At 68.7% G+C, this 23,270-nt stretch carries 24 protein-coding genes and 2 tRNA genes; 18 read left to right on the top strand and 8 right to left on the bottom strand.

Annotation, left to right across the window (positions count from 1 at the left end; all coding sequences use genetic code 11):
• Positions 1 to 82: 82 nt before the first annotated feature.
• From moaA to ABIC51_RS33360, 5 genes are all read left to right on the top strand, one after another.
• The gene (moaA, locus tag ABIC51_RS33340) at positions 83 to 1,195 is read left to right on the top strand and encodes a GTP 3',8-cyclase MoaA (RefSeq protein WP_175862126.1); all 1,113 of its coding nucleotides are present in this window, start codon (positions 83 to 85) and stop codon (positions 1,193 to 1,195) included.
• Between the two features lie 26 nt (positions 1,196 to 1,221).
• Entirely contained in the window at positions 1,222 to 1,839 is a 618-nt protein-coding gene (mobA, locus tag ABIC51_RS33345) for a molybdenum cofactor guanylyltransferase MobA (protein WP_048022956.1), read from the top strand.
• Positions 1,840 to 1,944: 105 nt separating this feature from the next.
• Positions 1,945 to 3,243 (top strand): molybdopterin molybdotransferase MoeA, encoded by a 1,299-nt coding sequence (moeA, locus tag ABIC51_RS33350; RefSeq protein WP_175897847.1) that lies wholly within the window; start codon positions 1,945 to 1,947, stop codon positions 3,241 to 3,243.
• 39 nt (positions 3,244 to 3,282) lie between these two features.
• On the top strand, positions 3,283 to 3,558 hold the full coding sequence (locus tag ABIC51_RS33355; protein WP_006401288.1) for a hypothetical protein: 276 nt from the start codon (positions 3,283 to 3,285) through the stop codon (positions 3,556 to 3,558).
• Positions 3,555 to 4,040, top strand: coding sequence for a GNAT family N-acetyltransferase (locus ABIC51_RS33360; RefSeq protein WP_027788021.1), 486 nt, complete (start codon positions 3,555 to 3,557; stop codon positions 4,038 to 4,040). Before ABIC51_RS33355 ends, ABIC51_RS33360 begins: the two co-directional genes overlap by 4 nt.
• Positions 4,041 to 4,128: 88 nt before the next feature.
• Here ABIC51_RS33360 and ABIC51_RS33365 read toward each other — a convergent pair whose 3' ends face one another.
• From ABIC51_RS33365 to pncB, 5 genes are all read right to left on the bottom strand, one after another.
• Positions 4,129 to 5,607 (bottom strand): DNA recombination protein RmuC, encoded by a 1,479-nt coding sequence (locus ABIC51_RS33365; RefSeq protein ID WP_060196082.1) that lies wholly within the window; start codon positions 5,605 to 5,607, stop codon positions 4,129 to 4,131.
• A complete protein-coding gene (locus ABIC51_RS33370) occupies positions 5,604 to 6,593 on the bottom strand; it encodes a 2-hydroxyacid dehydrogenase (protein ID WP_175862123.1) in 990 nt (329 codons plus the stop codon). Before ABIC51_RS33370 ends, ABIC51_RS33365 begins: the two co-directional genes overlap by 4 nt.
• Positions 6,594 to 6,674: 81 nt before the next feature.
• Positions 6,675 to 8,105: a sodium:proton antiporter gene (locus ABIC51_RS33375; protein ID WP_027788023.1), complete on the bottom strand. Its 1,431-nt coding sequence runs from the start codon at positions 8,103 to 8,105 to the stop codon at positions 6,675 to 6,677.
• Between the two features lie 43 nt (positions 8,106 to 8,148).
• Entirely contained in the window at positions 8,149 to 8,811 is a 663-nt protein-coding gene (locus tag ABIC51_RS33380; protein ID WP_060196080.1) for a LutC/YkgG family protein, read from the bottom strand.
• A gap of 88 nt (positions 8,812 to 8,899) precedes the next feature.
• Positions 8,900 to 10,099, bottom strand: a complete 1,200-nt coding sequence (pncB, locus tag ABIC51_RS33385; protein WP_021159717.1) for a nicotinate phosphoribosyltransferase — start codon at positions 10,097 to 10,099, stop codon at positions 8,900 to 8,902.
• A gap of 300 nt (positions 10,100 to 10,399) precedes the next feature.
• On the opposite strand from pncB, the gene fdxA reads away from it, so the two are divergent.
• The 8 genes from fdxA (at position 10,400) to ABIC51_RS33425 (ending at position 14,768) form a co-directional block, all read left to right on the top strand.
• A complete protein-coding gene (gene fdxA, locus ABIC51_RS33390) occupies positions 10,400 to 10,723 on the top strand; it encodes a ferredoxin FdxA (RefSeq protein ID WP_011351384.1) in 324 nt (107 codons plus the stop codon).
• A 102-nt stretch (positions 10,724 to 10,825) separates the two neighbouring features.
• Positions 10,826 to 10,901, top strand: a tRNA-Asn gene (locus ABIC51_RS33395).
• Between the two features lie 71 nt (positions 10,902 to 10,972).
• A tRNA-Asn gene (locus ABIC51_RS33400) sits at positions 10,973 to 11,048 on the top strand.
• Positions 11,049 to 11,167: 119 nt separating this feature from the next.
• Complete coding sequence (locus ABIC51_RS33405) at positions 11,168 to 11,653, top strand: CreA family protein (protein WP_027788025.1); 486 nt, start codon at positions 11,168 to 11,170, stop codon at positions 11,651 to 11,653.
• A gap of 61 nt (positions 11,654 to 11,714) precedes the next feature.
• Positions 11,715 to 12,614, top strand: a complete 900-nt coding sequence (locus ABIC51_RS33410) for an AraC family transcriptional regulator (protein WP_060173749.1) — start codon at positions 11,715 to 11,717, stop codon at positions 12,612 to 12,614.
• Positions 12,615 to 12,721: 107 nt separating this feature from the next.
• Complete coding sequence (locus ABIC51_RS33415) at positions 12,722 to 13,489, top strand: AzlC family ABC transporter permease (protein ID WP_059486557.1); 768 nt, start codon at positions 12,722 to 12,724, stop codon at positions 13,487 to 13,489.
• A complete protein-coding gene (locus ABIC51_RS33420; RefSeq protein ID WP_027788028.1) occupies positions 13,486 to 13,824 on the top strand; it encodes an AzlD domain-containing protein in 339 nt (112 codons plus the stop codon). Before ABIC51_RS33415 ends, ABIC51_RS33420 begins: the two co-directional genes overlap by 4 nt.
• Before the next feature lie 161 nt (positions 13,825 to 13,985).
• On the top strand, positions 13,986 to 14,768 hold the full coding sequence (locus ABIC51_RS33425) for a DUF4088 family protein (RefSeq protein ID WP_027788029.1): 783 nt from the start codon (positions 13,986 to 13,988) through the stop codon (positions 14,766 to 14,768).
• A 123-nt stretch (positions 14,769 to 14,891) separates the two neighbouring features.
• Here ABIC51_RS33425 and ABIC51_RS33430 read toward each other — a convergent pair whose 3' ends face one another.
• On the bottom strand, positions 14,892 to 15,293 hold the full coding sequence (locus ABIC51_RS33430) for a hypothetical protein (protein WP_124545037.1): 402 nt from the start codon (positions 15,291 to 15,293) through the stop codon (positions 14,892 to 14,894).
• Between the two features lie 269 nt (positions 15,294 to 15,562).
• Here ABIC51_RS33430 and ABIC51_RS33435 point away from each other — a divergent pair, with 269 nt between their 5' ends.
• The 3 genes from ABIC51_RS33435 to fumC all read left to right on the top strand — a co-directional run bounded on the left by ABIC51_RS33435 (position 15,563) and on the right by fumC (position 18,854).
• Positions 15,563 to 15,781, top strand: coding sequence for an RNA-binding S4 domain-containing protein (locus ABIC51_RS33435; protein WP_021159725.1), 219 nt, complete (start codon positions 15,563 to 15,565; stop codon positions 15,779 to 15,781).
• Between the two features lie 134 nt (positions 15,782 to 15,915).
• Positions 15,916 to 17,304, top strand: a complete 1,389-nt coding sequence (gene norM / locus ABIC51_RS33440; protein ID WP_175897849.1) for a multidrug efflux MATE transporter NorM — start codon at positions 15,916 to 15,918, stop codon at positions 17,302 to 17,304.
• A gap of 155 nt (positions 17,305 to 17,459) precedes the next feature.
• The gene (gene fumC / locus ABIC51_RS33445; protein ID WP_027788032.1) at positions 17,460 to 18,854 is read left to right on the top strand and encodes a class II fumarate hydratase; all 1,395 of its coding nucleotides are present in this window, start codon (positions 17,460 to 17,462) and stop codon (positions 18,852 to 18,854) included.
• A 56-nt stretch (positions 18,855 to 18,910) separates the two neighbouring features.
• Here the strand turns inward: fumC and ABIC51_RS33450 are convergent, their stop codons facing one another.
• Together ABIC51_RS33450 and ABIC51_RS33455 are read right to left on the bottom strand one after the other, a co-directional pair.
• Complete coding sequence (locus ABIC51_RS33450; RefSeq protein ID WP_175897850.1) at positions 18,911 to 19,423, bottom strand: acyl-CoA thioesterase; 513 nt, start codon at positions 19,421 to 19,423, stop codon at positions 18,911 to 18,913.
• Between the two features lie 129 nt (positions 19,424 to 19,552).
• Positions 19,553 to 19,693, bottom strand: coding sequence for a hypothetical protein (locus ABIC51_RS33455; RefSeq protein WP_006753078.1), 141 nt, complete (start codon positions 19,691 to 19,693; stop codon positions 19,553 to 19,555).
• Between the two features lie 195 nt (positions 19,694 to 19,888).
• Between ABIC51_RS33455 and ABIC51_RS33460 the strand changes: the two genes are divergently transcribed.
• Positions 19,889 to 20,596, top strand: a complete 708-nt coding sequence (locus tag ABIC51_RS33460; RefSeq protein ID WP_027788033.1) for an ArsR/SmtB family transcription factor — start codon at positions 19,889 to 19,891, stop codon at positions 20,594 to 20,596.
• 162 nt (positions 20,597 to 20,758) lie between these two features.
• Positions 20,759 to 23,269: a DUF6600 domain-containing protein gene (locus tag ABIC51_RS33465; protein ID WP_175897943.1), complete on the top strand. Its 2,511-nt coding sequence runs from the start codon at positions 20,759 to 20,761 to the stop codon at positions 23,267 to 23,269.
• The last annotated feature ends 1 nt before the right edge of the window (position 23,270 follow it).

The following is a 23,270-nucleotide window of genomic DNA, read 5'->3' on the forward strand; positions in this document are numbered from 1 at the left end:
CGTCCGCGCTGCGGGTTTCCGCCCACCGGCCCGGCCCGCCGCTTGCGGCTAAAATAGAGGCCTGGTTCGCACTTCTTTCAACATGTCCCGACGCATCATTCCTCTCGCCGACGTCAGCGGGATGCCGGACGTCTCCGGCGTCGCGCACGCCCCGGACGGCACGCTGGCCGACACGCTCGCCAGGCCGCTGCGCGACCTGCGCATTTCGGTGACGGATCGCTGCAACTTCCGCTGCGTGTATTGCATGCCGCGCGCCGTCTTCGACAAGGACTACCCGTTCCTGCCGCACAGCGCGCTGCTCACCCACGAGGAAATCGAACGCGTGGCGCGACTCTTTGTCGCACACGGCGTCGAGAAGATTCGCATCACGGGCGGCGAGCCGCTGCTGCGCAAGAATCTCGAATTCCTGATCGAGCGCCTCGCCCGCCTGACCACGCATGACGGCCGCCCGCTCGACCTGACGCTCACGACCAACGGTTCGCTGCTCGCCCGCAAGGCGCGCGCGCTGAAGGACGCCGGGCTCACGCGCGTGACGGTCAGCCTCGACGCGCTCGACGATACGCTGTTCAAGCGCATGAACGATGCCGAGTTCGCGAGCGCCGACGTGCTCGAGGGCATCTTCGCCGCCCAGGCCGCGGGCCTCGCGCCGGTCAAGGTCAACATGGTCGTGAAGCGCGGCACCAACGACAGCGAGATCCTGCCGATGGCGGAGCGTTTCCGCGGTACCGGCGTGATCCTGCGCTTCATCGAGTACATGGACGTCGGTACGTCGAACGGCTGGAACATGACCGAGGTGCTGCCGTCGGCGGACGTCATCGCACGCATCGCCGAACACTTCCCGCTCGTACCGCTCGAGCCGCACACGGCGGCAGAAACCGCGCAGCGCTGGGGCTACGCGGACGGCAGCGGCGAACTCGGCGTGATTTCGAGCGTCACGCAGGCCTTCTGCGGCGACTGCACGCGCGCGCGGCTGTCGACCGAAGGCAAGCTGTACCTGTGCCTGTTCGCGTCAACGGGCCACGACCTGCGCGCACTCGTACGCGGCGGCGCGAGCGACGCCGAGATCGCGACCGCGATCGCCCGCATCTGGCAGGCCCGCACCGACCGTTATTCGCAGCTGCGCGGCAGCGCATCTGCCGACACCGTGCCCGACGGCGCCGGCAAGCGTGTCGAGATGTCGTATATCGGCGGCTGACGCACGCTGCCCTCCGCCTTCTCGCGATGCCCGCTTCCACCTCTCCCTCGATCGCCGGCCTGCTGCTCGCAGGCGGGCGGGCCACGCGCATGGACGGCGTCGACAAGGGCCTGCAGTTGCTCGACGGCACGCCGCTCGCGTTGCACGTGCTGCGCCGTCTCTCGCCACAGGTCGACGAAACGCTGATCAGCGCGAATCGCCATGCCGATCGTTATGCCGAACTCGGTGCGCCGTTCGACGCGCGCATCGTCGCGGACGAAACACCCGACTTCCCCGGCCCGCTCGCGGGCCTGCTCGCCGGCATGCGGGCGGCACGCGCGCCGCTCGTCGCGTGCTCGCCATGCGATACGCCCTACCTGCCCGCCGACCTCGTCGCACGGCTGCACGCGGCGCTCGACGCGCAGCAGGCCGACATCGCCATGGCGGTGACCGTCGACGCGCAGCAGGCGCGCTCGCCGCAGCCGACGTTCGCGCTGCTGCGCACGTCGCTGGCCGACGATCTCGCCGCCCGGCTCGCGGCCGGCGACCGCAAGGTGCGTGCGTGGTACGCACGCCACAAGACGGTCGAAGTCGAGTTTCACGACGAGCGTGCGTTTTACAATGCCAACTCCTGGCAGGAACTCGCCGCGCTGGCCCGCCGCTGACGGCACTCGCGCGGTTCCCGCCCGCCGCACGCGAAACCCGCGCCCAGGCACCCTCCTCGCGCCACCGGCCACGAACCCGATACGCCTTGCGGCGCAGTCCGACTGATGATCACGCAATCCTCGCCCGCCTCCCGAAGCGCCCCCGATTCCGATGCCCCGCTGTCGCTCGCCGACGCGCAGGCACTCGCGTGCCGCTTTGCGGTGCCCGTCGCGGCGTGCGAGGCGGTGGCGCTGCGCAATGCGCTCGACCGCGTGCTCGCGGCCGACGTGAACGCACCGTTCGACATTCCCGCGTACGACAACTCGGCGATGGACGGCTACGCGTTCGACGGCAGCACCGGCACGCACGCGGCGCCGCAAGCGGATGTCGCGCTGACGGTCGCCGGCACCGCGCTCGCCGGCCATCCGTTCGACGGCGCCGTGGCGGCCGGATCATGCGTGCGCATCATGACGGGCGCGCCGATGCCGGCCGGATGCGACACGGTGATTCCGCAGGAACGCGTGCGCGCCGACGGCGACACGATTCGCTTCGTCGCACATGACATCGCGCGCGGCGCGAACTGCCGCAAGGCCGGCGAGGATCTCGCGCGCGGCGCCTGCGCGCTCGCCGCGGGCCGCATCCTGCGACCGTCCGATCTCGGCCTGCTCGCGTCGTTCGGCATCACCGAGGTCACGGTGCGCCGGCGCGTGCGCGTCGCCGTGTTCTCCACCGGCGACGAACTGCGCGAGCCCGGCGAGCCGCTCGGCCCCGGCGCACTGTACGACAGCAATCGCGGGATGCTGATCGCGATGCTCGAACGACTGCATGTCGACGCGGTCGACCTCGGGATCGTCCGCGACGAGCCGGCCGCGCTCGAAGCCGCATTGCGCGACGCCGTCGCCGCGCAGGCCGACGCGGTGATCACGTCCGGCGGCGTATCGGTCGGCGAAGCCGATTTCACGCGCGACGTGATGGCACGGCTCGGCGACGTGACGTTCGCCAGCCTCGCGCTGCGTCCCGGCCGGCCGCTCGCGTGCGGCACGCTCGCACGCGCGCCCGGTGGCACCGGTCACGCGCTGTTCTTCGGCCTGCCCGGCAATCCGGTCGCGTCCGCCGTGACGTTCTACGCGATCGTGCGCCCCGCACTGCTGACGCTGGCCGGCGCGCAGGCCCAGCCGCCGGCGATGCATACGGCACTCAGCACGCATGCGCTGAAGACGCGCCCGGGCCGCACCGACTACCTGCGCGGCATCGCGACACGCGCCGCCGACGGCCGCTGGCAAGTCGCACCTGCCGGCTCGCAGAGTTCCGCGTCGCTGAGCAGCCTCTCGGCCGCCAACTGTTTCATCGTCCTGGGCCACGATACCGCGGCAGTCGACGCGGGCACCCCGGTCGACATCCTGCCGTTCGACGGCCTGATCTGAATTCCACTATCGGTATATCTCTACGGGGGCAATCCGCACATGAAGAAACAAATTTCGTCGATCGCCGCGGGGCAGACCGCAAAGGCGCTGATCCTCGTCTACCTGACGTTCAGCGTGCCGATCGTGCTGCTCGGCATTCTCGTCGCCTACGTTCGTTACGGAATGGTCGAACTGAGCACGATCCTGAGCGCGCTGCTGCTGAACGCCATCCTCGGCTTCGTGTTGCTGTGGATCGCGTGCCACGCGTACAACTGGGTCGCATCGCGATTCGGCGGCATCGAGATCGTGCTGTCCGATCCGCCGGAGGAAGCGTGAGCGGCACGCCGCTGATCCGTGCGGCGCAAGCGAGCGACGTCGGTGCGATCCTCGCGCTGATGCGCGAGCTCGCCGAATTCGAGAAGCTCACGCATCTGTTCGTCGCGACCGAGGCCGACCTCGCCGACGCACTGTTCGGCGCGCGGCCTGCCGCCGAGGCACGGGTGGCCGAACACGACGGCGCGATCGTCGCGTATGCGCTGTTCTTCCACAATTACTCGACGTTCCTCGGCCGCCGCGGCCTCTATCTCGAGGATCTGTACGTGCAGCCGTCGCAACGCGGCACGGGCCTCGGCACCGCGATGCTGCGTCACCTCGCGGCCCTGGCCGTCGAGCGCCGTTGCGGGCGCTTCGAATGGTCGGTTCTCGACTGGAACCAGCCTGCGATCGATTTCTACGAGAAGATGGGCGCCACCGTGCTGCCCGACTGGCGCATCGTTCGCGTGACGGGTGACGCGCTGGACACGCTCGCCGGGCATTGAGCGCATCGCGGCCGCACCGGCAGTCGCTGCATGAAAAAACGGGCGCCGCGGCGCCCGTTTTCGTTCCGGCCGGTATCGGCAACGCGCGTCACGCGTCGTCCGCATCGGCGCCGTCGCTACCTTCCGCACCGAGCAGCCCGGCCGCCGCGTCGCCCGGCAGCGCCTCGACCTGCTTCAGCTTGCGGTTCATCACGCGCGTACGCTGCTCGGCGGACTCGATCGAGCGCGTGACCGTTTCGAGCTGCGCCTTCGTGCGTGCGAGCACGTCGCCGAACTTGCCGAATTCCGTTTTTACCGCGCCGAGCACCTGCCACACCTCGCTCGATCGTTGCTCGATCGCGAGCGTGCGGAAACCCATCTGCAGGCTGTTCAACAGTGCGGTGAGCGTCGTCGGGCCGGCCACCGTCACGCGATAGTCGCGCTGCAGCAGGTCGGTCAGCCCCGGGCGACGCAGGATCTCCGCATAGAGCCCTTCGGTCGGCAGGAACAACAGCGCGAAATCGGTCGTGTGCGGCGGCGCGACGTACTTCTCGGCGATCGTGCGCGCCTCGAGCCGCACGCGCGCTTCGAGCGCGCGGGCCGCTTCCTCGACCGCCACCGCATCGGCGCGCTCCTGCGCGTCGATCAGCCGCTCGTAATCCTCGCGCGGGAATTTCGCGTCGATCGGCAGCCACACGGGCGGCGCGTCGCGCGTACCGGCATCGCGCCCCGGCAGCCGGATCGCGAACTCGACGCGCTCGCTGCTCTTCGGCACCGTCGCGACGTTCTTCGCGTATTGCTCGGGCGTCAGCATCTGCTCGAGCAGCGCCTCAAGCTGCACTTCGCCCCAGGTGCCGCGCGTCTTCACGTTGGTCAGCACTTTCTTCAGATCGCCGACGCCCGCCGCGAGCGTCTGCATCTCGCCGAGCCCGCGATGCACCTGCTCGAGCCGGTCCGACACGAGCTTGAACGATTCGCCGAGCCGCTGCTCGAGCGTCGCGTGCAGTTTCTCGTCGACGGTGCGGCGCATCTCCTCGAGCTTCGCCGCGTTGTTCGTCTCGATTTCCTTCAGCCGCTGTTCGAGCGTCGCGCGCACTTCGCCGATCCGGCGATCGTTCGCCTCGGTCAGTTGCGTGAGCTGCCGGTTCAACGTGTCGCCGAACAGCCTGAGCGCGCCCGTCTGCTCCTCGCGCGCCTGCTGCGCCTGACGCTGCAGGCTCTCGCGCATCGCGTCGAACTGCTGCGCATTGCCGGCGACGAGCTTGCCGAGCTGCTGGGCGAAGCCCTCGACCTGGTTGTTCTGCACGGTCGCCACGCTCGTCAGTTGCGCGGCGAGCGTCTGCTGAAGCTGCGCAAAACTGCCGGCCAGCTCGGTGCGCGAGCCGCGCGCGTTCTCGACGATCTCGCCGCGCAATTCGCGTTCGAGCCGCTCGACCGCGCGCGCCTGCGCGTGCGCGGCGTCCTCGATCTGGTCGCCCAGTACAGCCGCATCGTCGTGACGGCCAGTGCCACGCATGAGCGCGACGATCGCCACCGCGAGCGCGACGGCCAGCACGACGACCGCCGCAAGCAACAACGTCATCGTCATGCGCGCGGCTTCCCGATCACGTCAGGGTTGATCGGATTCGGCGGCCGCCCCGCGCGCGGCCCTTCGCCCAGCGCGGCGATCAGGTTGTCGGCGGCGAGGTTCGCCATCGCGCGGCGCGTTTTTTCGGTCGCGCTCGCGATATGCGGCGTCAGCACGACGTTCGGCACCTCGAGCAGCGCCGGATGCACCGTCGGCTCGCCTTCGTACACGTCGAGGCCGGCGGCGGTGATCGTCCCGTCGCGCAGCGCGACGGCCAGCGCCGCGTCGTCGACGATCCCGCCGCGCGCGATGTTGGTCAGCGTCGCGGTGGGCTTCATCTTCGCGAGTTCGGCCGCGCCGATCGTATGGTGGTTTTCCTGCGTGTACGGCAGCACGAGCACGACGTGATCGGCGCGCGCGAGCAGCGCATCCTTCGATACGTATTCGGCGTTCAGCTCCGCCTCGATCTCGGGCGCGACACGCGACCGGTTGTGATAGATCACCTGCATCCCGAAGCCGCGCGCGCGGCGCGCGAGCGCCTGGCCGATGCGCCCCATTCCGATCACGCCGAGCGTCGAGCCGTAGATGTCACTGCCGAGGAACCCATCGTAAGCCCACTTCTGCCAGTGGCCGGCGCGCAGCCAGTGCTCGGATTCGGCGATCCGGCGAGCGGCGGCCATCATCAGCGCCCAGCCGAAATCGGCGGTGGACTCGTTCAGCACGTCGGGCGTGTTGGTGCCGAGCACGTTCGCCGCGTTGAACGCAGCCATGTCGAAGTTGTTGTAGCCGACCGCCATGTTCGCCACGACGCGCAGGCGCGGCGCGGCGGCGAGCTCGGCCGCGCCGACCGGATCGCCGGCCGTCAACGCACCGTCCTTGTCGGCCAGACGCGCGGCGAGCGCGCCGGGCGCGAGTGCGTCGCCGTTGTTCCAGTCGACGTCGAAATATTGCTTGAGCCGCTCGATCACGTCCGGAAAGATCGGACGCGCGACCAGGATCTTCTGCATCGCCATCTCCGCATGCCGCGGGCGGATCGAAGCGCGCCGTGCGCCGCCGGGACCGCCCGCTCAAGGTTGAAAATCGTCAGCTTACGCCGTGAAGAAAAGCCACGACGTCAGCAGGAATACCGGTATCAGCACGACCAGCGCCCAGCCGAGATACGCGAAGAAGCTCGGCATCTTCACGCCCCGCGATTCGGCGATCGCCTTCACCATGAAGTTGGGTGCGTTGCCGATATAGCTGTTCGCGCCCATGAACACCGCGCCCGCGGAAATCGCGGCGAGCGTCGACGCGCCGGTCGTCATCAGCGACTGGGCATCGCCGCCCGCGAGGTTGAAGAACACGAGATAGGTCGGCGCGTTGTCGAGGAACGACGAAAGAATGCCCGTCGCCCAGAAGTACATCGCGTCGATCGGCTTGCCGTCCGGCCCCGTGACGAGGTGGACGATCTGCGCGAACGCGCCGTCGGCGCCGGCGCGCAGGATCACGATCACCGGCGCGATCGTCACGAAGATCCCCGCGAACAGCTTCGCGACTTCCTCGATCGGCGCCCAGTTGAACGCGTTGCCCTCGCGTGCGGAGCGCGGCGTCAGCGCGAGCGACGCGAGCGTCACGCCCACGAGCGCGACGTCGCGCACGAGGTTCTGCAGCGCGACGTGCGTGCCCCATACGTCGAACGCGATGCCCGGCTTCCAGATGCCGCTCATCAGCACGAGCGCAACCACGGCCGCGAGCAGCACGAAGTTGATCTTCCCGTCGATCGACAGCGCCGCGCCGTCCGGCGTCGGGTCGAGCACGGCCGGCCGCTCCTCGCCGCCCTTCCGGTAGAAGTACGTATCGAGCACGAAGAACAGCGTCAGCAGCACCGCGCAGATGAACAGCATCGGCAGCGCGAGGTGCGTGGTCGTCCAGAAGAAGCTCACGCCGTTCAGGAAACCGAGGAACAGCGGCGGATCGCCGAGCGGCGACAGCGAGCCGCCCGCGTTCGCGACGAGGAAGATGAAGAAGATCACGACGTGCACGACATGCTTGCGATTGTCGTTGGCGCGCAGCAACGGCCGGATCAGCAGCATCGCGGCGCCCGTCGTACCCATCACGCTCGCGAGCAGCGTGCCGAGCGCGAGGATCGCGGTATTGAGCTTCGGCGATCCATGCAGATTGCCGTTCACGCAGATGCCGCCCGCGACCGTATAGAGCGCGGTGAGCAGCACGATGAACGGAATGTATTCCTCGAGCAGCGCATGCACGAGCGTGCCGAACGCGGTGCCCGCACCGAACGCGAATCCGAACGGGATCAGGAACACGACCGCCCACGCGGCGGCAATCTTGCCGAAGTGGTGATGCCAGAAAACGGGGGCGACGAGCGGGAACAGTGCGATGGACAGCAGGATCCCGGCGAACGGGATACCCCAGAGGGCAGACAGCGCGGCACCGTCGAGCGTTGCGGCCGATGCAAGCGCGGGAACGGCGCCAAGCGCGATCCCCGACGCCATGCCCGCCCAGGCGGCATGTCGTTTCATGCAGAACTTCCTTGTTCGAATGGTGGTGGATGCAGCGGGCGCGTCATGCGCCCCGTACGACGATCACGTGAACGCGGTACGGGCCGTGCGCGCCCAGTACGATGGTCTGCTCGATATCGCCCGTGCGCGACGGACCCGACACGAAATTGACCGCGCGCGGCAATTCGCCGCGCTCCGCGCGGATCAGCGCAAATGCGTCTTCATGACCGGCAACGATCCGCGACGCGGGAACGATCGCGATGTGCGTTTCCGGCAGCAGGCCCGCCGACGCATAGGTGTCGGGGCCGGACAGCAGCACCAGCGAGCCTGTTTCGGCGGTCGCGCAAAAACAGCCGGTAAGGCCGACCAGATCGCCGTCGCGCGGCTTGCGGAACTCGACCGACAGGCCTGCGCCCGCCCAGTCGAAATCGGCCAGCGTGCGCCATGCGACGGCCTGCGTCGGCAGGCCATGAGCGGACAGGTAGCGGGCCGCGGCGGCCGGCACATCGGCAAGCGCTGCGACTTCGTCGACCGTCGTCGACAGACGGGCCGCTTCGTCGACGAATGCCGCGACGAGGTCGGCCGGCGCCGGCGGGCGCGGGCCCTCCGGATGACGGGCGAGATAGTCGGCAACGCCGTCGCGCTCGGCCGCATCGGGTTCGGCCGCACGCCCCTGCGCCGCGCGAATGCGCGCGAGGATCTGGCGACGGGCAGCGGAAGTGTCCATGAACGGTCCTCGTGACGTTGGCGGGCGATACCGTCGGATTATACCGGCCGGCCCCGCCGCGACGCAGTTTTGGCCGTTCGGCCGACGCTTACTTCGACGCGCCTTCCTCGACCGGCTGCGCGATGCCGAACACCTGGCGCAGGTACGCGAGATACGCCTTGTCGTCGCACATGCTCTTGCCCGGCGTATCCGACAGTTTCGCGACCGGCTGCCCGTTGCAGCGAACCATCTTGATCACGATCTGCAGCGGCACGTAGCCGAGGTCGTTCGTGAGGTTGGTGCCGACGCCGAATGCGAGCTTGCAGCGGCCGCGGAACCGTTCGTACAACTGCATCACCTTCGGGATGTCGAGCGCATCCGAGAACACGAGCACCTTGGTGCGCGGGTCGCAGCGGTTCGCCTCGTAGTGGCGCAGCATGCGCTCGCCCCACTCGAACGGATCGCCCGAATCGTGGCGCGCGCCGTCGAACAGCTTGCAGAAGTACATGTCGAAGTCGTTCAGGAACGCGTCCATCCCGTAGACGTCCGACAGCGCGATCCCGAGGTCGCCGCGATATTCCTTCGCCCACATCTCGAAACCGTAGATCTGCGAATCGCGCAGCCGCGGGCCGAGCGCCTGGCACGCCTGCAGATACTCGTGCGCCATCGTGCCGAGCGGCGTGATGCCGTGCTTCATCGCGTACAGCACGTTGCTCGTGCCGGCGAACTGCGGGCCGAGCCCGTCGCGCAGCGTGAGGGCGACTTCCTCGTGCCACACCTTCGAGAAGCGCCGGCGCGTGCCGTAGTCGGCGATCTTGCAGTCGGCGAACTCGGGCTTCGCGCCGAGCAGCTTGATCTTCTCGCACAGCCGCTCGCGACCTTCGCGATAGTCGGGCTCGCGCTGCGTGTTGCGGAAATAGACTTCGTTGACGATCGCGAGCACCGGGATCTCGAACAGGATCGTGTGCAGCCACGGCCCCTCGATCACGATGTCGATCTCGCCGTTGCCCTTCGGCGATGGCGTGATCGAGATGTACTTCTCGTTCAGGTGGAACAGCGCGAGGAAGTCGACGAAATCGCTCTTGATGAAGCGCATGCGCCGCAGGTAGTCGAGTTCGACGTCGGTGAAGCGCAGCGAACACAGGCCGCGCACCTCGTCGCGGATCTCGTCGATGTACGGCACGAGATCGACGCCGGGCGTACGGCACCGGAAGCGGTACTCGACGTTTGCGGCAGGAAAGTGATGCAGGACGACCTGCATCATCGTGAACTTGTAGAGATCCGTGTCGAGCAGCGAAGTGATGATCATGATTACGGCACCGCCAGTATCGTGACAGGGCCCCGGCGCACCGCGCGCCGCCCGGTCTGCCGGCCATGTTACCCGAATGCGGGCCCGACCATCGCGAAACCGCCCGCCGCCCTGCCCGGCCGCGCCGCCGTACGGCACACGCGCCCCGTCGGCGAGTCCCTTCTGCGGGCCGCCATAAACTAATCACGAAACGATATAAGCCGGATAGCCGACCACGCCATGCGGGTTTTGCGCTTCAGTTACAATGCCGGTTTTGGCGCAAACGCCACCCCATATATACCGCCAAGCAGGAGCGTTTTAATGACTCACGTTGTGACCGAAGGCTGCATCAAGTGCAAATACACGGACTGCGTGGATGTGTGCCCGGTGGATTGCTTCCGTGAAGGTCCCAACTTTCTCGCCATCGATCCGGACGAGTGCATCGACTGCGCCGTGTGCGTCGCCGAGTGCCCGACCAATGCGATCTATGCCGAAGAAGACGTTCCGGGCGACCAGCAGCAGTTCACCGCGCTGAACGCCGAGCTGGCAAAGGACTGGCCGTCGATCACGAAGACCAAGCCGGCGCCGGCCGACGCGGACGAGTGGAAGGACGTGCAGGACAAACTGCACCTGCTCGAGCGCTGATCGCGCAGCGGCCGCAAAAAATTTTTGTGCGCCGCGGCCCAAAAGTGTTGACAGGTTGATCAACGCTCCATACAATCTCGTTTCTCTGCTGTTGTTGTTTGTTCCCCGATAGCTCAGTCGGTAGAGCGCCGGACTGTTAATCCGTAGGTCCCTGGTTCGAGCCCAGGTCGGGGAGCCAAAAACGCAAAGGCCCGTTGAAAGTGGACGGGCTTTTTGCTGGTAGACAAACAAGCAGATGTACCGATTTATTCCCCGATAGCTCAGTCGGTAGAGCGCCGGACTGTTAATCCGTAGGTCCCTGGTTCGAGCCCAGGTCGGGGAGCCAAATAGCGAAAGGCCCGTCATTCGACGGGCCTTTTGTTTTTCCGGCCCGCCTTTCGGCTTTCATCGCCCGGTCGCGCGCATGCTAGAGTCTCTGTCCCGCATTCGCATCCGGTTCCGTCGATGAAGCACCGCCTCCTCCGCTCAGCACCACTCGCCCTCCTGCTTTCCGCATTCGCCGCGGCACCGCTCGCACACGCGGAGGAAGTCGGCAGCGTCAACACCCATTTCCGCGTCACGGGCTCCGATCGCGTGGTCGTCGAGGCGTATGACGATCCGGTCGTGAACGGCGTGACCTGCTACGTGTCGCGCGCGCGCACCGGCGGGATCAAGGGCACGCTCGGCGTCGCCGAGGATCCGAGCGAAGCGTCGATCGCGTGCCGGCAGGTCGGCCCGATCAGCTTCAAGGAGCCGCTCAAGCAGCAGACCGACGTGTTCAGCGAGCGCATGTCGTTCATCTTCAAGACCCTGCACGTCGTGCGCGTGGTCGACACCAAGCGCAATACGATCGTCTACCTGACCTACAGCGACCGCATCGTCAGCGGCAGCCCGAAGAACGCCGTCACCGCGGTGCCGATGCCGGCCGGCACGACGATTCCGGTCAAGTAAAGCCCGCGCCCGCCGGGCGCGCGAGCGATACACTGTCGGTTCGACCGCTCCGCGCCCGATCATGTCCGCCACCCGCCTTCCCGACTCCGCACGCTACTGGCGCACGCCGCTGCTGCCCGATGCGGATCTCGTCACGGCCACCTATCGCGACCACACGTTCGCGCCCCACTGGCACGACGCGTATACGATCCCCGTGATTCTCGAAGGCGCGGAACGCTTCACCTATCGCGGCAGCGGCCATGTCGCAGAAACCGGCACCGTGCCCGTGATCAATCCCGGCGAAGTGCATACGGGGTCGCGTGCGGCCGACGAGGGCTGGTGCTATCGCGTCAGCTACATGCCGGTCGATTTCATCCGCGAACTCACCAGCGCGATCGCCGGCCGCCCGCAGGACGCGCCGTGGTTTGCGCCCGACGTGATTCGCGACGCCGACCTGGCGGCGCGGCTCACGCTGGCACACCGGATGATGGAGGCCGGCAGCGAGCACGCACTGCCCTCGCAGGCGCACGGGCAAGCAGCTGACGTTCCGGCGACGGGCGCACCCCGCATCTACGATCCGCTCGCCGCCGAAACGGCGATGCTCGATGCGTTGTCGACGCTGATCGTGCGCCATGCCGACGCCCAGCCGCGACCGGCGCCGCTCGCGTCGGACGAACCCCGCGTCGACGCGATGCGCGAACGGCTCGCCGCCGATCTGACGTGCACGGTGACGCTCGACGAAGTCGCGCAGGCAGCCGGCCTGTCGCCGTTCCATGCCGCGCGCCTGTTCACCCGCACGAACGGCATGCCGCCGCATGCGTGGCGCAACCAGTTGCGCCTGCAGCGCGCGCTGGCGCCGCTGCGCGCGGGCGTGCCCGTCGCCGATGTCGCGGCGGCCAGCGGCTTCGTCGACCAAAGCCACTTCACACGACATTTCAAACGCATGTTCGGCGTACCGCCCGGGCGCTGGCAGGCGAGCTGACGCGCGGCGTCCGGCCCGCCAACGCGATGCCGCCGGCGCCTGCAAGCAGGCACCCAAGCGCAAGAACATACAAGCCGGCTCGCCCCCCGCCCGCTATCCTCCCGTTCATGGAGGAGCACCCTTTGAACCCGACACCCGCATCGCCCGCTCGCCGCCCGTTCAACGAATGGCTCGACGGCGCGCGCGACACGATCCCGATGATGATTGGCGCCGCCCCGTTCGGCGTGATTTTCGGCACGCTCGTCGGCGGCGGCCCGCTCGCCGCGTGGCATGGCACGCTGATGTCGCTTGCCGTGTTCGCGGGCTCCGCGCAGTTCATCGCGCTCGGCCTGATCGCGGGTAGCGCGAGCTTCGTCGTCGTGCTCGCGACCACGCTGATCGTGAACCTGCGTCACCTGCTGTACAGCGCGACGCTCGCGCCCTATGTCGCGCACCTGCCGCTGCGCTGGCGCGCAACGCTCGGCGCGCTGATGACCGACGAGGTGTTCGCGGTCGCCTATGCGCATTACCGGCATTTCCCGCCCGGCGCGATCGGCCCCCACTACTTCTTCGGCTCGGGGCTCGCGATGTACCTGAACTGGCAGGTCTGGACGCTCGCGGGCATCGGTTTCGGCGCGGCGTTCCCGGGCCTGCAGTCGCTCGGCCTCGATTTCGCGATGGCGGCCACCTTCATTGCGATCGTCGTCCCGCAGCTCGGCACCCTGCGCTATTTCGCGGCGGCCGTGACGGCCGGCACGCTGGCGTACTTCTGGCAGGGCTGGCCGTACAAGCTCGGACTGCTCGGCGCCGTCGCCGCCGGCGTCGCGATCGGCGTCGCGCTCACGCTGCTGCACGAACGATCGCGTGCCGGCTCGCGCACGGAGGCCGCATCGTGAGCTACGCGCTGCTGATTCTCGGGATGGCTGTCATCACGTACGCGATCCGCTCGACGCTGTTCCTGTTCGGCGAACGGCTGGCCTTCCCGCCGCTCGTGCGGACCGCGCTCGGCTTCGTGCCCGTCACCGTGCTGACCGCGATCATCGTGCCGATGGCCGTCTCGCCGCACGGCGGCACGGCCGAGCTGACCTGGCGCAATCCGCAGCTCGTCGGCGCGCTGGCGGCCGTGCTCGTGTCGGCAGCGACCCGCCGCCCGCTCGTGACGATCGCGGCAGGGCTCGCGGTGTTCTTCTTCTGGCAAGGGGTCGTGCTGCCCCACTGGCTGCCCGCCTGAGCACACGCTCGGTCACCCGCGCTCAAGTTTCCGCCCGGCAGGCCGATATAGGGGATGAAGACCCGCCACCGGCCTCGGCGCGCACCGGTCAGTCGACGCTGCGCCCGCCCCGGTGCGCCGTGCCGGCCGCCGGCTTGCGCGGGCCGCCATCGAGACGATTCATGGGCCAGATCACCCTTTCCCTCAAGGACGACACGCTCGAGTCCCTGCGCAAGGACTACGATGCGTTCGTCCGCGTGTCGCTGAAACTCGACCCGCAGTTCGCGACGCCGTCGTTCGAGGATTTCCTGCGCGCCAAACTGCTCGACAACATGGTGCCGCTGACCGAGCACGCGGTACAGCGGATGCTGCAGGGCGGCCAGTACGCGTGGGCCAAACGCACGCTCGACAAGGAATTCCCGGACGTCGTCGCGATCCTGATGCGACAGGCCGGCGAATTCGGCTTCGGCTTCGCGTCCCGCTCCGAATGGACCCCCGACGAACTCGCGAAGGCGTGCCGCGACTGGGCGAAGGCGATCGTCGCCGAAGCGCAGGGCGACCCGTCGCTGATCGACCCGCTCGCGTCGCAGATCAAGGGAGCGGCGCAAGACATCCAGGCACTCGAGGAACTGATGCAGACACCGGCGTGGCGGCTCGCGGAATCGCTGCGGCAACGGGTCTACGAGGCCAAGCTCGCGTGCGAGATGAGCGTCGGCAGCACCGCGCGCGACAAGCTCGGCGAACTGCGCGGGCTGCTGCGGCTCGGGCTCGCGCACGGCTCGTTCCAGAAGCAGGAAGCGCAGCAGATCATGGAATACCTGCGGCTGCTGAAGCCGGAGATCTTCGTCGAGGAGCCGTACGACGTCTTCGCACGGCTCGCCGCGTGGCTGCGCAGCGTATTCACCCCGGCTGCCGCGCGGCCGGCACAGGGTCCGGGACAAGGGCAAGGACAGCGCCGCCCGTAACGGCGCCCCCAAGCGCATCGACACACGAAAACGGCCCGGTTAGCGCAATGCGAACCGGGCCGTTGGATGACCGCCGTCGCGACGCACCGTCAGGGACGAGCGTCGCGCGGCGCCAGGCACCGCTTACTGCGTGGCGCCCTGGGCCGATGCACCGCCCTCAGCACCGACCGATGCGCCGCCTTCGGTCGCTTCGCCGGCCTTCGCCTTGGCCGAACCGACATGGCTCTTGGCCGACTTCGCGGCATGCTTCGTGTGCTTCTTGGCCGAGTGGACGGCCGACGCCGCCGTATCCTTCGCGCCGTCGGCTGCCGCGCCGACCGCATCGGTTGCACCGCCGGCGGCATTGCCCGACGCGTTCGCGCCCGCACTGCCCTGCATGCCGGCACCGACACCCGCCGCCGGCGTCTGCGCCTGCACGCCGGCACCGGCCGTGCCCTGCACCGCCGTGCCCGTCTGGGCAAATGCGGCCGAAGTAGCGAACGCCGTCAGCGCGGCACCGATCAGCATCGTACGAATCTTGGACATGGCAATTCTCCTCAGGAAGTTGTGAGCCCGAACCGCAGCGATGCGGCCCGTCGCTTCCCCTGCCGCAACACGCAGCAGGTACGAAAAAGACCCGCGGCGCGCCCGGCCGGTTCTCGAATCTCTCAGACTGTTACCCACCGTTTCATTTGCTGACGAATCGCTCACAGTCCTTAACAACTGCATGCCGCGGCGGCCCGCGCTCGCGTGCCGGCCCGCGGTGCCGTATGATGCGGAGCGTTTCCTCCCGCGCCTTGCGCACCTTCTTCGTCATGCCCAACCTGGATTTCACGCTGACCGGCGAATACGTCGAGCTGCACAACCTTCTCAAGATCACCGGCCTCGCGGACAGCGGCGGCAGCGCGAAGCTGATCGTTGCATCCGGCGCGGTGAAAGTCGACGGCGCGGTCGAACTGCGCAAGACCTGCAAGATCCGCGCGGGCCAGGTCGTCCTGCTCGGCGACACGCGCATTGCGGTGCGCGAAGCCTAGGGCCGACGGTTCCCCTGCCTGCGACATGGCCATCGGCGCGCGCGTTCGACACGGTTCGAATAAAGCCGTAAGCTAGCCGTCTCTCAAAATAAATACATATAGCGCGGGCCCGCACCCGCGCGAGCGCCCATTCCATGTCGCATTCCGGTCTTACGCGGACGGCCGCCGCGCCGCCGTCCCTGTCCAGTCATGCCGCCGATACCGCCCGCCTCGCCGCGCCGCTCGCGATCGCGCAGCTCTCGCAGATGGCGATGAGCGTCACCGACACGGTGCTGCTCGGCTCGCTCGGCCCCGATTCGCTCGCCGCGGGCGGGCTCGGCGCGAACTTCTTCTTCGTCATCGTGACCGTGCTGCAAGGCGTCCTGTCGTCGGTCAGCGTCAGCGTCGCGCACGCACGCGGCGCCAAGGCCGACGAGCGCGTACCGCACATCTACTGGACCGGCTTCGCACTGTCCGTGCTGCTCGCGATTCCGGCCATCATCGCGCTGTCGCTGTCCGAACCGATCCTGCTGATGTTCCACGAGCCGCCGTTGCTCGCGCGTCACGTCGGCGAATACACGGGCATCCTGCGCTTCGCCGCGCTCGGCAGCCTGATCGGTGTCGGGCTGATGCGTGCATTCCTTCCGGCGATCGGCGCGGCGCGGCGGCTGCTGTGGGTGTCGATCGGCGGCGTCGGCGTCAACGCCGTGCTGAACTACGGCCTGATCCACGGCGCGTTCGGGCTGCCGCGCCTCGGCTTCCTCGGTTCGGCGGTCGCGACGACGATCACGATCTGGCTCACCGCGCTCGCCCTGATCTGGCTGCTGCACGGCCGGCAGCGCTTCCGTCATTTCGTCACCGCCGCGCGCCCGAAGCTGCCCATGATGGGTGAGCTGATCGGCATCGGCTGGCCGGTCGCGATCACGTACGGGGTCGAGTCGACGCTGTTCCTCGCAACCGGCCTGACCATCGGCGTGCTCGGCGCGACGTCGCTGGCCGCGCACCAGATCGCGCTGAACGTCGCGTCGGTGGCGTTCATGGTGCCGCTCGCGATCGGCCAGGCCGCCAACGTGCGCGTCGGCTACTGGGTCGGCGCGGGGGCGCCCGTCGCCGCGCGGCACGCGGGTTTCGTCGCACTCGGCCTCGGTGTCGCGTTCATGACGTTGTCGGGCATCGTGCTGATCGTCGCGCCGCACGCGATCGTCGGCCTGTACCTGAACCTCGACGATCCGTCGAACGCGGCCACGGTGTCGCTCGCCGCGTCGCTGCTCGGTATCGCCGCGGTGTTCCAGATCGTCGACGGCGCGCAGACCGTCGCGTCGGGCGCGCTGCGCGGCCTGAAGGACACGCGCATCCCGATGCTCGCGGCGACCCTCGGCTACTGGGGCATCGGTTTTCCGACCGGCTACTGGTTCGCGTTCCACGTGGGCCTCGGCGCCCGCGGCCTCTGGTGGGGTCTCGCGGCCGGCCTTGCCAGCGTGGCCGTGCTGATGGCGTGGCGCTTTCATCTGAAGAGCGCGTCGCTCATGACGTCGCCGCACTGAGCGCGACACGACGCGAAATCCCGGCCGGCGCTATGCTAGTCGGCTGAAGACCTCGAGACGCCGCGCCAGCGGCGCGACTGCCTCACGATACGTCTGGTTATGCCTGATGCCGCGCGACGACGCGCGGCCTTTCCCCTTTCCTGGAGGAGTGGATCATGAACGAAGCAGTTCGGATGGAACGCGACACGTTCGGCGAGATCGCCGTACCGGCCGACCGGCTCTGGGGCGCGCAGACCGAGCGCTCGCTGCAGAATTTCCGGATCTCGACCGAGAAGCAGTCGCCCGAGCTGATCCACGCGCTCGCGATCGTCAAGCGCGCCGCGGCGGCCGTGAACCAGTCGCTCGGCGTGCTGGCCGACGACAAGGCGCGCGCCATCATCGACGCGGCCGACGAGATCATCGCCGGCAAGCATCCGCGCGAATTCCCGCTCGCCGTGTGGCAGACGGGCTCCGGCACGCAGACCAACATGAACCTCAACGAGGTGATCGCGAATCGCGCGAGCGAACTGATGGGCGGCGAGCGCGGCGAAGCGCGCAAGGTTCATCCGAACGACGACGTGAACCGCGGCCAGTCGTCGAACGACGTGTTCCCGACCGCCATGCACGTCGCGGCCGCGTACGCGATCGTCAACCACCTGCTGCCGGCGCTGCGCACGCTGCGCACGACGCTCGACGCGAAGTCGAAGGCCTTCGCCGACATCGTGAAGATCGGCCGCACGCACCTGCAGGACGCCACGCCGCTCACGCTCGGCCAGGAGTTTTCCGGCTATGTCGCGCAGCTGGACCAGGGCATCCGTCACGTTGAATCGGCATTGCCGCACCTGTATGAGCTCGCGCTCGGCGGCACCGCGGTCGGCACGGGGCTGAACGCGCATCCGGAGTTCGCGGTGCGTGTCGCCGATGAAATCGGCCGGCTCGCGAAGCTGCCGTTCGTGACGGCGCCGAGCAAGTTCGAGGTGATGGCGGCCGCCGATGCACTGGTGTTCGCGCACGGCGCCCTGAAGACGGTGGCTGCCGGCCTGATGAAGATCGCGAACGACGTCCGCTGGCTCGCGAGCGGGCCGCGCTGCGGGCTTGGCGAACTGTCGATTCCGGAAAACGAGCCGGGCAGCTCGATCATGCCGGGCAAGGTGAACCCGACGCAGTCCGAAGCCGTGACGATGCTGTGCTGCCAGGTGTTCGGCAACGACGTCGCGGTCAACGTCGGCGGCGCGAGCGGCAATTTCGAGCTGAACGTGTTTCGGCCGATGATCGCGCACAACGTGCTGCAGTCGGTGCGGCTGCTCGCCGACGGCGCGCAGAGCTTCAACGACCACTGCGCGGTGGGCATCGAGCCGAACCGCTCGCGGATCGACCTGCTGCTGAACGAATCGCTGATGCTCGTGACGGCGCTCAATCCGCACATCGGCTACGACAAGTCGGCGCAGATCGCAAAGAAGGCGCACAAGGAAGGCACGACGCTGAAGGCAGCCGCGCTCGCGCTCGGCTACCTGACCGAGGCGGAATTCGATGCGTGGGTGCGCCCCGAGCAGATGATCGGGTCGCGCTGACGGAACGACGACCGGCGGAATCGCGGGCGCGGCGCGATGCGCGGCGCCCGCCGCGGTCAGACCGCGCCTTTCGCGACTTCTTCCGGCTTCATCTCGACGATCTTGTCGAGCGCGGCCCGCACGTCGGCCGCATATTTCGCGAGCACCTTCTGCTCATCGGTCTCGGGCACGAACGCCGGCACCGGCACCGGGTTGCCGTTCTCGTCGACCGCGACGAACACGACGAGGCAATCGGTCGTCTGGCGCAGCACACCGCCCTTCGGATCCCCGGCATGGACGGACACATGGATGTGCATGCTGGTGCGGCCCGTCGCAACGACGCGCGCCTTCAGCTCGACGAGATTGCCGACCAAGATCGGACGCTGGAAACGGATGTTGCCGACACTGACCGTCACGCAATAGCGGCTCGACCAGACGGCCGCGCACGCATACGCGACTTCGTCGATCCACTTCATCAGCGCGCCGCCGTGCACCTTGCCGCCGAAGTTCACGGACGACGGTTCGGCGAGGAAGCGGAATACGGTTTCGGTGCGGTCGAGGGCGGCCGGTACGGGGAACGGTTGGGACATCGTGTTGGCTCCAGGCGGCAGGGGCGCTGTAATCGGCCGATTATACGTTGCACTGCGGCAACGCGTCGCGGGGCGCCCCGCGTGGCGCGGCTGTGGGGCCGTGCCCGGTGTGCATGTGGCCGGCGCCGGTCAGCGGCGCACCGTGATGCCCTGATCGATCGTCCCGTACATCTCGAGGCTGCCGCCGCGCTCGCCGGCCGCGCCCGCACCGCCCTGCGCACAGGCCGCGCAGACGAGCGCTGCCGCCAGCAAACAGAAAATCGTCTTCATCGTTGCGTCGTGTCACGTGCGGCAGCCCGCTGCCGCCGCTTTCGGCCATTCTACGCGCGGGCCGCACGCGGCCGCGGCCCGGTTCGCCGCACCGACGCCGCCGGCGCGTCTGCATCCGACATTTCAGCCGGAACCGAAACATCGAATGCGCGCGCCCACTACACTGGAGACCATCCCGCCTGACGAGACACGACGATGACCGACCAAGACGACCACCACTTTCCGGGCCTGAGCCGCATCGGTTCGCTGATCGCCGACCCGGGACGCGCCGCGATGCTGTGGGTGCTGATGGACGGCAGCGCACGGCCGGCAGGCGAGCTGACGATGATCGCGGGGCTGTCGCCCTCCGCCGCAAGCGCCCACCTCTCACGCTTGACCGAAGGCGGCCTGCTCGCGCTCGACGTGCGCGGCCGGCACCGCTACTACCGGATCGCATCGGCCGACATCGCGGCATCGCTCGAGGCACTCGCGAACGTCGCCCGCGCGGCCGCGCCGCATCGCGCGGCGCCGCCGCCGTCCCGCACGGTCCCGGCCGAATTGCGCTATGCGCGCACCTGCTACGACCACATGGCCGGCGAACTCGCGGTGCGCATCTTCGACGGGCTCACCGCACGCGGCTGGCTGCAGGCGGACGGCGATGCGATCGAGACCACCGAACTCGGCACGCAGGCGCTTGCGCAATGGGGCATCGACGTCGCACAGCAGCGCACGCGCCGGCGCCGCTTCGCGTGCGGATGCCTCGACTGGAGCGAGCGGCGTTCACACCTCGGCGGCGCGCTCGGCGCGGCACTGCTCGAGAGCTTCTGCGCGCACGGCTGGATCGAGCGTGCGGCACGGCCGCGCGTGCTGCGCGTCACCGTGCCCGGACAGCAGGTTTTCGACGAGTGGCTTACGTCCGCTTGACGCCCGCATTGCGTCTGCACGACAACGGCGCGCGATCGACAGGTTTTGTTACATCGCGTGCCATTCGACTTACAAAACACCGAGCATTGAAACAGGCCGAGCGGATATTGTGAACTCAACGGCACGAATCGACGCGCCGCGACAATGACGAAGACGCTCACCATGGCCACCCTGTTCACGCTCAAGCGAACCGCCCGCTGCACGCTGCTCGCGTTCGTCGCGCTTGCGGCCCTGCCCCCCGCATTCGCGCAATCGGCCGACGCCCCTCCGTATGCGGCCGCGGCACGGCAACCGGGCGGCGACCCGCCCAGCCGTGTCGCACGGCTCAATTACCTGTCGGGCGCCGTGACGACCGAGCCGGCCGGCACCGATACGTGGTCGTATGCCGCCGTGAACCGGCCGCTGACGACCGGCGACCAGCTCTGGAACGATGCCGGTGCGCGCTCGGAACTGCATATCGGCTCGACCGCGGTGCGGCTCGGCGAGTCGACGAGCCTGTCGGTACTGAACCTCGACGACACGACGACCCAGCTGAAAGTGGGGCTCGGCACCGTATCGACTCACGTGCGCGATCTGCCGGCCGGCGGATCGTACGAAATCGACACGCCGAACCTCGCGCTCGGCATCACGGGCCCCGGCGACTATCGCGTCGACGTCGCGCCGAACGGCGCGAGCACGACGGTCACGGTGCGCAGCGGCAGCGCGACCGTCTACGGCAGCAACGGCCAGTATCCGCTGTCACCGGGGCAGCAGGTCGTGTTCACGGGCACCGACCTGCAGGTCGCGCAGCAAGCCGCCGCCCCCGGCCCCGATGCGCTCGACCGGTGGGCCGCCAGCCGCGATGCGGCCGAGGAGCGCTCGGTGTCGGCCCGCTATGTGTCCCGTGACATTCCCGGCTACCAGGATCTCGACGCGAACGGCACGTGGCGCGACACCCCGAATTACGGCCAGGTATGGGTGCCGAACGATACGCCGGCGGACTGGGCGCCGTATCACGACGGCCACTGGATCTGGCAGGCCCCGTGGGGCTGGACGTGGGTCGACGACGCGCCATGGGGTTTCGCGCCGTATCACTACGGCCGCTGGGCGTACGTGGACGATAGCTGGGCCTGGGTACCGGGCCCGCTGGCCGTCAGCCAGCCGCCGGCCTATGCACCGGCACTCGTCGCGTTCGTCGGCGGTGGCGGCGGCCCCGACTGGAGCGTCGCGCTCACGGTGGGCGGCGTCGCCGCGGCCGGCTGCGCGTGGTTCGCGCTCGGCCCGGGCGAACCGTGGCATCCGGGCTGGGGCGGCTGGAGCCCGCACTACTACGACCGTGTGAACCGCAACATCGTGGTGAACAACGTCAACGTGAACAAGACCGTGAACGTGACGAACATCACCAATATCACCAACATCAACAAGACCTACGTCAACTTCCGTGCGCCGCACGCGATCACGGCCGTACCGGCTTCCGCGTTCGTGCACGGCCAGCCTGTCGCACACTTCTCGCAGCACGTCGACCCGCAGCAATGGCGCAATGCGCATGTCACGCCGGGTACGCCGGGCATTGCGCCGGTGCGCCAGAGCTTCACCGGCGGGCTGCGCAATGCGAGCTACCGCCCGCCGGCGGCAATTGCCCAGCATCCGTACGTCGCCACGCGCAATCCCGCCGTGCCGGCCGCGTATCGCGACCAGGCCGCCGCCCACCTCGTGCAGCAAGGCGGGCGCGTGCCGGGTGCCGGCGCGCCCGTCGTGAAGACGAACGTGCCGGCCGACTATACGGCGCGTCCGGTCCGCGTACCGGGCAAACCGGGTGGCGGCGCATGGGCGATGCACAACGTGCAGCTCGTGAATCCGCACGGCCCCGTCGTGCAGCCGGCTCGCGCGCCTCGCGAGGGCCAGCCGGCCGCCTTGCAGGCCGGGCGGCCGGGAACACCGATGCCCGGCGTGCCGAATGTCGCGCGGCCCACGAACGGCGAAAACCCCGGCGCACCGCACTTCGCCAACGGCGGCATGCCGCAGGCACCCGGCAACCCCGCGCCGCATCAGGCGTTCGGGCCCGGCAACGGTGTCCCCCATCCGCCGGTAGCGAACAATCGTCCGGCCGGCATCGGCAATGCGCACGCGGCCGAGGCGCCGTCGCCCGCGTGGATGCAGCCGCACACACCGATGGAGCGCCAGCGCCCTGCTCCGCCCACTGCACTGCATGCGGCGGGACAGAATGCGCTGCCGCCGGTGCGCAGCGCGGCGATCCCGCACCCGGAGGGCGCGCCCACACTGCAGGGCGCGCAGCCCGGCGGCCGGAACGAAACGCCGCGCGCACTGCCGCAACCACGGCTCGACAATACGGCGCAGATTCCGCAGCCGCGCCCGCGCCCCGAATTCCCGACACCGGCGCAGCATGGGCAACCGCACCCCGAATTCGCGCAACCGGCGCCGCACCGCGAGGTCGCCCCGCCACGTGTGAACGAGTACCGGCCGCCGGCCCCGGCCGTGCATGACATGCCGCGCCCGCAACCGCAGGCGCCGCGCATGGAGCCGAGACCGCAACCGGCGCCACGCATGGAGCCGCGCCCGTCGATGCCCGCACCGCGCATTGAACCGCGGCCGCAACCGGCGCCGCACGTCGAGGCGCCACACCCGAGCAACCCGCCCCCGCAAGGCGGCCACGAAGAGCGGCACCGCCAGTAAG

The organism is Burkholderia sp. 572, from assembly GCF_040545135.1.
Lineage (GTDB): Bacteria > Pseudomonadota > Gammaproteobacteria > Burkholderiales > Burkholderiaceae > Burkholderia > Burkholderia cepacia.

Coding starts and splice junctions, on each gene's coding strand:
- moaA (WP_175862126.1), top strand. CDS start 83: ATGTCCCGACGCATCATTCCTCTCGCCGACGTCAGCGGGATGCCGGAC.
- mobA (WP_048022956.1), top strand. CDS start 1,222: ATGCCCGCTTCCACCTCTCCCTCGATCGCCGGCCTGCTGCTCGCAGGC.
- moeA (WP_175897847.1), top strand. CDS start 1,945: ATGATCACGCAATCCTCGCCCGCCTCCCGAAGCGCCCCCGATTCCGAT.
- ABIC51_RS33355 (WP_006401288.1), top strand. CDS start 3,283: ATGAAGAAACAAATTTCGTCGATCGCCGCGGGGCAGACCGCAAAGGCG.
- ABIC51_RS33365 (WP_060196082.1), bottom strand. CDS start 5,607: ATGACGATGACGTTGTTGCTTGCGGCGGTCGTCGTGCTGGCCGTCGCG.
- ABIC51_RS33370 (WP_175862123.1), bottom strand. CDS start 6,593: ATGCAGAAGATCCTGGTCGCGCGTCCGATCTTTCCGGACGTGATCGAG.
- ABIC51_RS33375 (WP_027788023.1), bottom strand. CDS start 8,105: ATGAAACGACATGCCGCCTGGGCGGGCATGGCGTCGGGGATCGCGCTT.
- ABIC51_RS33380 (WP_060196080.1), bottom strand. CDS start 8,811: ATGGACACTTCCGCTGCCCGTCGCCAGATCCTCGCGCGCATTCGCGCG.
- pncB (WP_021159717.1), bottom strand. CDS start 10,099: ATGATCATCACTTCGCTGCTCGACACGGATCTCTACAAGTTCACGATG.
- fdxA (WP_011351384.1), top strand. CDS start 10,400: ATGACTCACGTTGTGACCGAAGGCTGCATCAAGTGCAAATACACGGAC.
- ABIC51_RS33405 (WP_027788025.1), top strand. CDS start 11,168: ATGAAGCACCGCCTCCTCCGCTCAGCACCACTCGCCCTCCTGCTTTCC.
- ABIC51_RS33410 (WP_060173749.1), top strand. CDS start 11,715: ATGTCCGCCACCCGCCTTCCCGACTCCGCACGCTACTGGCGCACGCCG.
- ABIC51_RS33415 (WP_059486557.1), top strand. CDS start 12,722: ATGGAGGAGCACCCTTTGAACCCGACACCCGCATCGCCCGCTCGCCGC.
- ABIC51_RS33425 (WP_027788029.1), top strand. CDS start 13,986: ATGGGCCAGATCACCCTTTCCCTCAAGGACGACACGCTCGAGTCCCTG.
- ABIC51_RS33430 (WP_124545037.1), bottom strand. CDS start 15,293: ATGTCCAAGATTCGTACGATGCTGATCGGTGCCGCGCTGACGGCGTTC.
- ABIC51_RS33435 (WP_021159725.1), top strand. CDS start 15,563: ATGCCCAACCTGGATTTCACGCTGACCGGCGAATACGTCGAGCTGCAC.
- norM (WP_175897849.1), top strand. CDS start 15,916: ATGTCGCATTCCGGTCTTACGCGGACGGCCGCCGCGCCGCCGTCCCTG.
- fumC (WP_027788032.1), top strand. CDS start 17,460: ATGAACGAAGCAGTTCGGATGGAACGCGACACGTTCGGCGAGATCGCC.
- ABIC51_RS33450 (WP_175897850.1), bottom strand. CDS start 19,423: ATGTCCCAACCGTTCCCCGTACCGGCCGCCCTCGACCGCACCGAAACC.
- ABIC51_RS33455 (WP_006753078.1), bottom strand. CDS start 19,693: ATGAAGACGATTTTCTGTTTGCTGGCGGCAGCGCTCGTCTGCGCGGCC.
- ABIC51_RS33460 (WP_027788033.1), top strand. CDS start 19,889: ATGACCGACCAAGACGACCACCACTTTCCGGGCCTGAGCCGCATCGGT.
- ABIC51_RS33465 (WP_175897943.1), top strand. CDS start 20,759: ATGGCCACCCTGTTCACGCTCAAGCGAACCGCCCGCTGCACGCTGCTC.